The organism is Bartonella sp. AA126HLJHH (assembly GCF_042197425.1).
Lineage (GTDB): Bacteria > Pseudomonadota > Alphaproteobacteria > Rhizobiales > Rhizobiaceae > Bartonella.
Genome location: NZ_JBHIRU010000053.1, coordinates 1 through 3512 on the forward strand (window position 1 = coordinate 1; position 3512 = coordinate 3512).

Below are 3512 nucleotides of genomic sequence, written 5' to 3' on the forward strand. Positions count from 1 at the left end.
CTGGTTATTTGTGAAGGCATTGAAACGGGGCTGTCTCTGCTGTCTGGGTTGTTATCAGAGCCCGTTGATTTATGGGCGTCCCTTTCAACCCTATGAAAATGCAAAATAGATATAAAATATCTATTCTAATAGTACCTATTGAAGAAACAGTAAAAATACATTACATTAGAACTACTTTGTAACACATTAAGTGGTCGTAAAATGGCTGAGACAACATTTACCTTTCGCGTCGATGATGTATTAAAAAATGAATTTTCCAAAGCAGCAAAGGCGTGTGATAGATCTGGTGCACAATTATTGCGCGATTATATGCGCGATATCGTAAAAGAACAAAAAGAAAAAAGTGCATACGATTTATGGTTTCGGGAACAAGTTCAATTAGGGATAAATTCTGCTAATGCAAGTGATATAATGTCTTCTGAAGAAATCGAAGCAGAAGCAAAAGAATGGCGCTTAAAGACACAAAGTAAACTAGATAGATCAACTTTATGAAGCTAATTTGGACACAAGTAGCACACGTTGACCGCAAAAAGATACGTGAATACATATCACAAGATAATCCTTCCGCTGCCTTAAAGTTTGATCAACTTTTATCTGAAAAAGTAGAAAAACTTGTTAAATTTCCTACCCTTGGTCGTTTAGGACGAATTGTAAATACACGTGAACTTATTGTACATCCAAATTATATCATGATTTATGATATTTCAAATGGCGTTGTGCGTATTTTACGTGTGCTCCATACAAAGAAAAAATTTCCTTAATCAACTGTATTTTTATTTATTTTGTAATTGAAGAAAATTATTTTCTACAATACTGCGCTCCGTATCAGTAAATAATGATAAATTATTATTTTTCTAATATTGCGAATATGATTGCATAATGCACTTTGCACACCGCTTAGTTTCTACTCGTAAAAATGAAGATGACACTATTGTCAATGATGTGTCTGTTGAAAAGCTTGGGGAACTCTTAAAAGAAAACCCCCGTGGTCTCTTAATGGTGCGTGATGAATTGGCTGGCTTTTTAGCCAATCTAGAAAGAAAGGAATATCAATCAGACCGCGCCTTTTATTTAACAGCTTTTAATGGCGATGATCAATTTACTTATGACCGTATAGAGCGTGGAACCATTTTTATCCCTTATGTCACTTTATCCATGATTGGAGGCATTCAACCTTCACGCATTATTCCGCTCATTCAAGCCATACACCGTGGAATAAACGATGACGGTTTATTGCAACGCTTTCAAATGATTGTCTGGCCCGATGACAATAAAGAGTGGCAATTGGTTGATAAACCGCCCAATCAAGAGGTCTGGCAAAAGTATGAAGGGGTATTTCGCTCTTTTCGTGATAAACGCTTAGGTTCTCCCGAACAACCACTGATCATGCGTTTTTCTGCTGAAGCACAAGTGAAGTTTTATGAATGGTTAGAGCATCTTCATAAAGAGGCAAAAGGAGGTAGTTACTCAGAAAGCTTACAATCGCATCTTTTAAAAATGCCAAAGACCATAGCAAGTCTTGCGTTGATTTTTGAACTTCTTGACACTGGTCGTTTAGAAATTGGACTCTATGCCATCACAACAGCGTTGCGTTGGACAAGTTATCTGTTAAGTCATGCCAAAAGACTTTATGCGGCGGGGGATACATTAACAGCAGAGCGTGCAAAATTAATTGTCGAGCGTTGTGATTGTTTACCCGATGTTTTTACAGCAAGGGATGTTTATAAACGTGATTGGAAATATTTAACAGACAATCAAACCGTTAAGCAAGCTTTAGAGCTTTTATGTCGTTGTAACTATATTCGTGAAATCTCTGGAGAGAATAACTCCCAAGGCGGTCGACCTACCATACGTTATGAATGGCACCCTTTAGTGAAAAGTCATAAGACATCACACTGAGGCAATTTGGAAATCTTATAAAACATTAAACAATATAACAGTGAACCTTTAAAGCACTTCCCATCATTAGTTTTTGGGGGGGTATGGGGGTTTTGGGGGGTCTTTTTACCCCCCCTTATATATATTTTTTAGTCAAAAATAAAAGTTATTATATTTCAATAAGTTAATCTTTCAAATAAACAACCTATATTAAACATAACACATAAATACAATTTTTAATATATATCTAAGAGGGTTTTGTAGGTGTTTTGGGGGTTTTAAAAACAGACAAAACCTATCAAAATACTCATTCTGATATATTAAAGCCCATAGTACATTTATCTTGATGAATACGTGAAATGAATAGCAAATTTCACTACTTTGCTGATCTTATTCCATGTCATGGGCTGTTGATAAGCAGCCTTAAAGACCCCTTTTGAAAAAAAATTATCCGCTTTTTAGCATTTTCCGAATTTTTCACACTATTCATTCAAAATGGATTTAATAAGCTTCATTTTGATTCTTTTGAAGAGAATTAATCAATAGAATATATTGTCATGGAGTTTATTCTTTATGCTTCGCCCTCATCATTCTGATAATGAACACGTCACTTTACGCTCTCTCTTAGAATATTATCGTCAACAAGCAAAATCACCCCGTGAATTGGGAACATTGTTTGAAAATCTTGTCATGGCTTATCTTATGCATGACCCTCTCCATTATGGACGATATGAAAAGGTAGAAACCTATTATGAATGGGCTGAAGAGCGTGAAGGTTGGAATAAAAATGATATCGGCATTGATCTGGTGGCAAAGCTTCGCAATCAAGAGGGATATGTGGCTATTCAATGTAAGTTTTATAAAGCTGACCATCAGATCAGTAAAAAAGATATTGATAGCTTTATCGCTGCCTCTGGAAAAGACATCTTTAAATATCGTCTTCTCGTTGATACCACAGAAGTGGAATTAAGTGACAATGTGAATGCCATGATTAAAGGACAAGCGATACCCGTTTATCGTATTGACCTTCGTCATATGGAAAACAGTCGTATAGACTGGCAAATATTTGCAACGAAAAAAGAAGTTGTTCTGAAATCAACAAAAGAGCCTCGTCCCCATCAAGAAGAAGCCATCAAGAAAGTCTGTGAAGGGTTAAAAGAAGCAGATCGTGGCAAGCTGATTATGGCATGTGGAACGGGGAAGACTTTCACAAGCCTTAAGATAGCAGAACACATAGCAGGAAAAGGCAAGCGTGTGTTGTTTCTGGTACCTTCTCTGGCTTTAGTCTCGCAAACAATCCGTGAATGGACAGCCGATGCACAAGTCCCGTTGCGTTCCTTTGCCGTGTGTTCTGATACGAAAGTAGGCAAGCGTCGTAAAAATCAAGATGATATTGTTGGCATGGAAACATCAGATCTTGTTCTCCCTGCTACAACAGATGCTCAAGCCCTTGCTAAAGAAGCTTGTGAATCCCTAGCAGATGCAATGACGGTCATCTTTTCAACCTATCATTCTATCCAAGTGATTTCGGATGCACAAAAAGAGCATGGTTTACCCGAATTTGATCTGATCATTTGTGATGAAGCCCATAGAACAACTGGTGTTGTGTTGGGAACAGAAAAGCATGAATCTGA

Annotated in this window: 3 protein-coding genes and 1 pseudogene; all 4 read left to right on the forward strand. The window is 37.1% G+C overall.

The features are described from left to right. Positions 1 to 201: 201 nt before the first annotated feature. On the forward strand, positions 202 to 492 hold the full coding sequence (locus tag ACFIQC_RS09365; protein WP_375610963.1) for a CopG family ribbon-helix-helix protein: 291 nt from the start codon (positions 202 to 204) through the stop codon (positions 490 to 492). Beyond that, positions 489 to 761, forward strand: a complete 273-nt coding sequence (locus ACFIQC_RS09370; protein WP_375610964.1) for a type II toxin-antitoxin system RelE/ParE family toxin — start codon at positions 489 to 491, stop codon at positions 759 to 761. The genes ACFIQC_RS09365 and ACFIQC_RS09370 overlap by 4 nt, the downstream gene beginning before the upstream one ends. A 139-nt stretch (positions 762 to 900) precedes the next feature. Then, positions 901 to 1899: pseudogene (locus ACFIQC_RS09375) on the forward strand (DUF3987 domain-containing protein); the annotation flags it as partial. Between the two features lie 552 nt (positions 1900 to 2451). After that, a partial coding sequence (locus ACFIQC_RS09380) for a DEAD/DEAH box helicase family protein (protein WP_375707095.1) occupies positions 2452 to 3512 on the forward strand: 1061 nt, incomplete at its 3' end.

Excerpts from the sequence above, each read along its gene's own strand:
- ACFIQC_RS09365 (WP_375610963.1), top strand. The coding sequence starts at position 202 with ATGGCTGAGACAACATTTACCTTTCGCGTCGATGATGTATTAAAAAAT.
- ACFIQC_RS09370 (WP_375610964.1), top strand. The coding sequence starts at position 489 with ATGAAGCTAATTTGGACACAAGTAGCACACGTTGACCGCAAAAAGATA.